The 6,689-nt window shown below is 66.6% G+C and carries 5 protein-coding genes; 1 reads left to right on the top strand and 4 read right to left on the bottom strand.

The window, feature by feature from the left end; all coding sequences use genetic code 11:
* The 4 genes from ACLP25_RS24165 to iolG all read right to left on the bottom strand — a co-directional run.
* Positions 1–529, bottom strand: a 529-nt coding sequence (locus ACLP25_RS24165; RefSeq protein WP_442471666.1) for a 5-deoxy-glucuronate isomerase, incomplete at its 3' end; no start/stop codon positions are given.
* A 29-nt stretch (positions 530–558) separates the two neighbouring features.
* Positions 559–2,412, bottom strand: coding sequence for a 3D-(3,5/4)-trihydroxycyclohexane-1,2-dione acylhydrolase (decyclizing) (gene iolD / locus ACLP25_RS24160; RefSeq protein WP_442471668.1), 1,854 nt, complete (start codon positions 2,410–2,412; stop codon positions 559–561).
* 79 nt (positions 2,413–2,491) lie between these two features.
* On the bottom strand, positions 2,492–4,450 hold the full coding sequence (locus tag ACLP25_RS24155; RefSeq protein ID WP_442471665.1) for a bifunctional 5-dehydro-2-deoxygluconokinase/5-dehydro-2-deoxyphosphogluconate aldolase: 1,959 nt from the start codon (positions 4,448–4,450) through the stop codon (positions 2,492–2,494).
* An 84-nt stretch (positions 4,451–4,534) separates the two neighbouring features.
* Entirely contained in the window at positions 4,535–5,530 is a 996-nt protein-coding gene (gene iolG / locus ACLP25_RS24150; RefSeq protein ID WP_442471664.1) for an inositol 2-dehydrogenase, read from the bottom strand.
* Between the two features lie 252 nt (positions 5,531–5,782).
* Here iolG and ACLP25_RS24145 point away from each other — a divergent pair, with 252 nt between their 5' ends.
* Positions 5,783–6,646: a MurR/RpiR family transcriptional regulator gene (locus ACLP25_RS24145; protein WP_442471663.1), complete on the top strand. Its 864-nt coding sequence runs from the start codon at positions 5,783–5,785 to the stop codon at positions 6,644–6,646.
* Positions 6,647–6,689 lie beyond the last annotated feature (43 nt).

The following is a 6,689-nucleotide window of genomic DNA, read 5'->3' as shown; positions in this document are numbered from 1 at the left end:
GGTCGTCGCGGTCGTGCTTGTGCGGCGGGTAGGACGAGGTGTTGCCGCCCGGCGTGATGACCTCGACCACGAGCAGCGACTGGGCCGAGCCGTCGTCCTCGGGCATGATGTTGGTGACATGCCGCGTGTTGGAGCCCTTGCCGCGGACGATCTGCGGATGCGTGCCCGGCGGGATCAGCTTGGCCGGGTGTCCGGCGCCGCCCGGGGCCGAGCACACGGCGAGTTCGAGCGTCGTCAGTGCGGTGATGGAGTAGCGGCCGCGAGCCGGGATATAAGCGGCCCATGGCGGCCCCTCGAACGGGCTCATGCGCTCGCCAATCGCTCCAAAATCCTTGCCGTCGATCGCAAGCTTCGCCTTGCCCGATATAAGCACGAGGCAGACCTCGCGCGACCCGGTCTCGGCGGCGAGGTTTTGGCCGGGCTCCAGGCGGTGAAGGGCGAAGCCCACGTAGCCCCAGCCGGCGCTTTGCGGCGTCACCTCGGCAACGAGGCCATGGGCGCCCTTCGGCCTCACGCGCAGTTCAGACATAGCCTTCTCCTTAACCTCGCGGCCTTCACTCAGTTGAACACCCGCTGATGACGGCGGGCGGTCTCGTATTTCTCGCGCGCCTCTTCCACCTCGCGGCGCGCCGACACCTGAGGAACCGCAACATCCCACCAGTGGCCGCCGGCCTCGGTGACGATCAGCGGATGGGTCTCGATCACCAGGACCGTGGTGCGGTCGTTGGCCCTCGCCGCCTCGAGCGCCGGCTCGAGCTCGCCGATCGCCGAGACCTTGGTCGCGATCGCGCCCATGCTCTCGGCGTGCCTGGCGAAGTCGATGTCCGGCTCAGCGACCATGGCGCAGTCCTTCCAGAGGTTGTTGAAGTTGGCGCCGCCGGTCTCCATCTGCAGGCGGTTTATGCAGCCGAAGCCGTGGTTGTCGAGCACGACGATAATGAGCTTGAGGCCGAGGCTGACCGACGTCGCGATCTCCGAGTTCATCATCATGTAGGAGCCGTCGCCGACCATGACGACCACGTCCTTGTCCGGCCGGGCCATCTTGACGCCCATGCCGCCGGCGATCTCGTAGCCCATGCACGAGAAGCCGTATTCCATGTGATAGGCGCCCGGCGTGGTCGGAACCCACAGCTTGTGCAGTTCGCCCGGCAGGCCGCCGGCGGCGTTGACCACGATGGTGTTGTCGGCGCCGAGCGTGCGGGCAACCGCGCCGATGACCTGGGCGTCCGACGGCAGCTCGGAATTGGTTGAGGCGAGCGCCCGTCCCGCGGCTTCGAACCAGGTCGCCTTCTCCTGTCGGGCGCGTTCGGCCACGCGCGGGTCGGCCTTCCAGCCTCGAAGCGCCTCGGAAAGCTCCGTCAGCCCGACCTTGGCGTCGCAGATCAGCGGCTGAGCCTCGTGCTTGGCGGTGTCGTAGGGCGCGGTGTTGAGCGCGACGATCCGGAAATCGTCGGACTTGAAAAGCGCCCACGAGCCTGTCGTGAAGTCCTGCAGGCGCGTTCCGACGGCGAGCGCCAGATCGGTGTCCGCGGCGAGCGCGTTGGCCGCCGAAGTTCCTGTGACGCCGACGGCGCCGAGGGCGAGCGGGTGAGTCTCGTCGATCGACGACTTGCCGGCCTGGCTGACGGCGACCGGGATCCCGTGCGTCTCGGCGAAGGCCGTGAGCTCGGCGGAGGCCCCGGAATACAGCACGCCGCCGCCCGCGATGATCATCGGCCGCTTCGCCGACTTGAGCGCGGCGGCGGCCGCGGCGAGTTCGTCCTCATCGGGACGAATGCGGCGCTGCGTCCAGACCCTTTCGGCGAAAAAGCTCTCCGGCCAGTCGTAGGCTTCGGTCTGAACGTCCTGGCACATCGCCAGCGTCACCGGACCGCAGTCGGCCGGATCGGTGAGCACATTCATCGCGCGTTGCAGCGCCGGGATCAGCTGCTCCGGGCGGGCGATCCGGTCGAAATAGCGCGACACCGGTCGGAAGCAGTCGTTGGCCGAGACCGTGCCGTCCTTGAAGTCCTCGATCTGTTGCAGCACCGGGTCCGGCAGGCGACTGGCGAAGACGTCGCCGGGCAGAAGCAGGAGCGGCAGCCGGTCGACATGGGCGACCGCCGCCGCGGTCACCATGTTCAGCGCGCCGGGGCCGATCGAGGTCGTGCAGGCCATGAAGCGGCGGCGGAACATCGCCTTGGCGTAGGCGGTCGCGGCCAGCGCCATGCCCTGCTCGTTGTGAGCGCGATAGGTGGGAAGGCTGTCGCGCGCCTGATAAAGCGCCTCGCCGAGGCCCGCCACGTTGCCGTGGCCGAAGATCGCCCAGCATCCGGCGAAAATCGGCAGCTTCTCGCCGTCGATCGCCGTCATCTGCTTCGTCAGAAACCGCACCAGCGCTTGCGCAACCGTGAGGCGCACCGTCTTGCCGATCATGATCCTTCCCTCCCGACCCGTGTCGGTTTCGGCCATCGAACGTTCTCCACCAGAACCTCCGGCCCTTCCGTCCTCATCAAGCCGCCCGCCGGCTTTCCAGCGCGAGCCAGAGGTCGACCAGTTCACCGAACTTCGCGGCCATCTCGTCGACCGCCGTCTCGTCGCCGATCCTGCCGTTGAGCCAGCGCTCGGCTGCTTCGGCGAAAATCGTTCGTCCGACCGCAAAGCCCCGGACCCTCTCGGCCGTCCGGGCGGCGGCGAAGCTTTCCTTCAACGTCTCGATCGGGGCCTCGAGTCCGAGCAGCACCACGCCGCGGCAGAGTGGATCGCGCGCGGCGATAACGTCATCGGTAGCCCGCCAGGCGGCGACCGACGCCTGCGGCTCGAGCTTCCACCAGTCGGGCTTGAGGCCCGCGTCATAAAGCTCGGAAAGCGCCCGCGAGACCGTGTCTTCGAGAAGCGGGCCGGACTTGGAGGCGATGATCTCGATCAGGATCTCGCGACCGACCTTGCGCGAGGCCTCGAAGGCCGAGACGAGCTTGACCGTCTGCTCGCGCTTCAGCGCCGCGTCATCGTCCGGATGGTAGAAGCACAGTACCTTCACGCAGTGATCCACCGGCCAGTCGATCAGCCGGCTGCCGAGATCCTGACTGAACTCGAACTCAAGCGGGCGGGAGCCGGGCAGTTCGACCGGCCTCGCCACCCACAGGTCCTGTCCGGCGCCGGCGGCGAACAGCGCGTCACGGCCATACTTGTCGTCCAGCAGCATCCCGAATCCGGGACGCCCGTTGGCGACACGGCGCGCGGCGCGAACAGCGAGAACCTTGAAAGCGGGAATCCGCGCCAGCGCCGCCTCGTCCGGCGCCAAGTCCTCCAACTGGATGCGATGATCGATGGCGAACGCCATCAATTGCGGAATTGTCTTCCGGCGCGTCGTCGCCCAGTGGATATGGTTCAGGGTCGCGTCCTTGCGCAGCGCCCGCTCGCGGCTGCCGTGAGCGAGGAAATGCTCCAGTTCGGCCCAGGTCGGATATTCCGGCGAACAGAGCAGGCGCGAAACCGCGAACGCCCCGCAGGCGTTGGCCCAGGTCGCCGAGGTCGCATGGTCCTCGCCCCTGAGCCATCCGCGCAGGAAGCCCGACATGAAGGCGTCGCCGGCCCCGAGCACGTTGAACACTTCGATCGGGAATCCCCTGCCGACGATGCCGGCTTCGAGATCGTCGGCAATCGGCCCGTCGTAGACGATGCACCCCTTGGCGCCGCGCTTCAGCACGACGGTCGCGCTGGAGATCGCGCGAATAGCCTTCAGCGAGTCCAGCACGCTGTCGGCGCCTCCGGCGATCATGATTTCCTCTTCCGTGCCGACGATCAGGTCGCAGTCGGCGAGAACGGGCTTGAGGCGCGCCGACACGACGTCCGACTTCACGTAGCGCTCGAAACCGGCCGCATGACTGCCGAGGCCCCATAAGTTCGGACGATAGTCGACGTCGAACACGACCTTCCCGCCATGCTTTTTGGCGAGCGCGATGGCTTTCGCCTGCGCCGCGGCGGCGGGCGGCCTGGAGAAATGCGTGCCGGTCACGACGATCGCACGGGTTCGGGCGATGAAGTCCTCGTCGATGTCGCTCTCGTCCAGCGCCATGTCGGCGCAGTCGGAGCGGTAGAAAGTCATCGGCGAGACGCCATCGCTCTCGACCGCGAGCAGAACCAGGCCCGTGAGCCTCTCGCTATCGACACGAACGCCATCGATGGCGACGCCCTCGCGGACGAGTTGCTCGCGGATGAAGCCGCCCATCTGCTCGGCGCCCACCCGCGTGATCAGCGCCGACTTGAGGCCCAGGCGCGCCGCGCCGATGGCGATGTTGGCGGGACAGCCGCCGACCGATTTGGCGAAGCTTCCGATGTCTTCGAGCCGGCTGCCGATCTGCTGGCCGTAAAGGTCGACCAAAGAGCGGCCGATGGAGATCAGGTCGAGCGTCTTTTCCATGGTCTCGCGGCCCGTCATCCCTCTCTCGCCGAACTCGCCGGCGCTCATGGCCGGTCGGCGTCCTGTCCGACCCGGCCGACCTCGAGCCAGCGGGACCCGGGCGCCGGGAAGACCGACGCTCCGGGCCTCCGATCAGTAGACGATCTCGACCCGGCGGCCTTCCTTCAGCGATTTCAGCGCCGCGTCCGCCATGACGAGCGCCTTCAGTCCGTCCTCACCGGACGGGCTCATCGGACGGCCGGCTTCGACTGCGGCGATGAAGGCCGCGATCTCGTTGGCGTAAGCCTGCGTGTAACGCGTCATGAAGAAATTCAAGAGCGGGTCGCGGCGATAGCCGCTGGCGTCCGCCACTTCCACGGTGGTCTCGCGGACGTTTTCCGCCGAAACCATGCCCTTGGACCCATGAACCTCGATACGCTGGTCGTAGCCGTAGGTCGCCCGCCGCGAATTGGAAATCTGCGCGATCTTCCCCGACTTGGTGGTCAGTACGAGCGAGGCGCTGTCGACGTCGCCCGCGGCGCCGATCGCCGGGTCGACCAGGTTCGAAGCCGCGGCGAACATGGTGATAGGGTCCTCGCCAAGCAGGAATGCCGCCATGTCGAAATCGTGGATCGTCATGTCGCGAAACAGGCCTCCCGACCGCGCCAGATAAGCCAGCGGAGGGGGCGCGGGGTCGCGCGAGGTGATCGACACCATTTCCACGTCGCCGATCGCCCCGGCGGCGATCCGGGCGCGCGCCTCCCGGAAGTTCGGATCGAAGCGGCGGTTGAAGCCGATCATGAGCGGCGCCTTTTCCGCCCGCACGACATCAAGGCAGCGCCGGACGCGCTCGACCGAAAGGTCGATCGGCTTTTCGCAGAAGATCGCCTTTCCGGCCCGGGCCGCCTGTTCGATCATGTCGGCGTGCAGGTCGGTCGGCGTTGTGATCAACACCGCGTCGATATCCTTGGCGTTCATGATCGCGTCCACCGCACGGACCTCCGCGCCGCTCATCTTGGCGAGCGCTTGCGCCGCGTCGGGGATGGCGTCGGCGACGGCGACAAGCTTGGCGCCGGAGGTCGCGGCGACCGCCCCTGCATGGACCTTGCCGATGCGGCCAGCGCCCAGGAGCCCCAACTTCAGTGTCATGATCTCAGTCTCCGTCTCCACCCGGATTTGGGGCGCGAAGTTTCTCCACCGCGCGCCCCGCCCTCGGACCCTTGTCGTCCGGAGGCCTTCTCGGCCTGCCGCATCGGTTGTCCGCGCGATCCGCCCGAAAGATCTCTTGATGGAACTTATATTCTATTTTCTTCGATCGTCAACAGTTTCGTTTTGCAATCGGGCGGATTTCGGCTATTCTCCTGCTTGCCTTCGCCTGATGCCGGGCCGAGAGAAACACCGATGACGGAAGCGTTCACCGACGTCCCCCCGCAAGCGTTCAACGAACTGCGCGACCTGATCGTCGAAAAGCGCGACAAGCTGCCGAGGAGACTGGCGCAGGTTGCAGCCTACACGATCGAATTTCCGGACGATATCGCGTTCGGAACGGTCGGCAGCATATCGGAGCGGGCGGCCGTTCAGCCGTCCACCTTGGTGCGCTTCGCCAAGGCGCTCGGCTACAGCGGATTCAGCGAACTCCAGGCCGTGTTCCAGCAGCGGCTGCGCGACCGGCCGAACAACTATGAAGCCCGCCTTCAGGCGTTCGACGCGCACACCGCCGGCCATTCGCAGGCGATGGCGCTGATCGACGGGTTCAGCCAGGCGGCGATTCAATCGGTCGAAAGGTTCAAGGAGCGGATCAAACCGGAAGACCTGGACGAGGCGGCGCGAATCCTCGCCGACGCCGACACGGTCTATCTCATCGGTCTCAGGCGGTCGTACCCGATTACGTCCTATTTGAACTACGCTCTGGGCACGCTCGGCGTCAGGACGACGCTCGCCGGCTCGCCGAGCGGCGTCGACAGGGAAATCCTGTCCTTCGCCGGCCCACGCGACGCTGCGCTCGCAGTAAGCTTCACGCCCTACGCGCCGGCGACGGTCGAATACACCCGCCAGGTCGTGAGCCAGAACACGCCGCTGGTCGCGATCACCGACAGCCCGTTCAGCCCGCTGGCGTTGAACACCAGCGTCTGGTTCGAGATCGTCGAGAGCGACTTCGAGGGATTCCGCACGCTCGCTGCTGCGACGACCTTGGCCGCGGCGCTGGCCATCGCCGTCGCGGAAAGGCGGCGCGTGATCGGCAAACGGAATTCAAGTTCCGAATAGATAGGTCGATAGAATACTTGACCGATCTTTGGCCGGCCACACG

Origin of the sequence: Roseiarcus sp. (genome assembly GCF_052145395.1) — a bacterium.
GTDB lineage: Bacteria > Pseudomonadota > Alphaproteobacteria > Rhizobiales > Beijerinckiaceae > Roseiarcus.
This window is presented reverse-complemented; position numbering and strand designations above follow the sequence as displayed.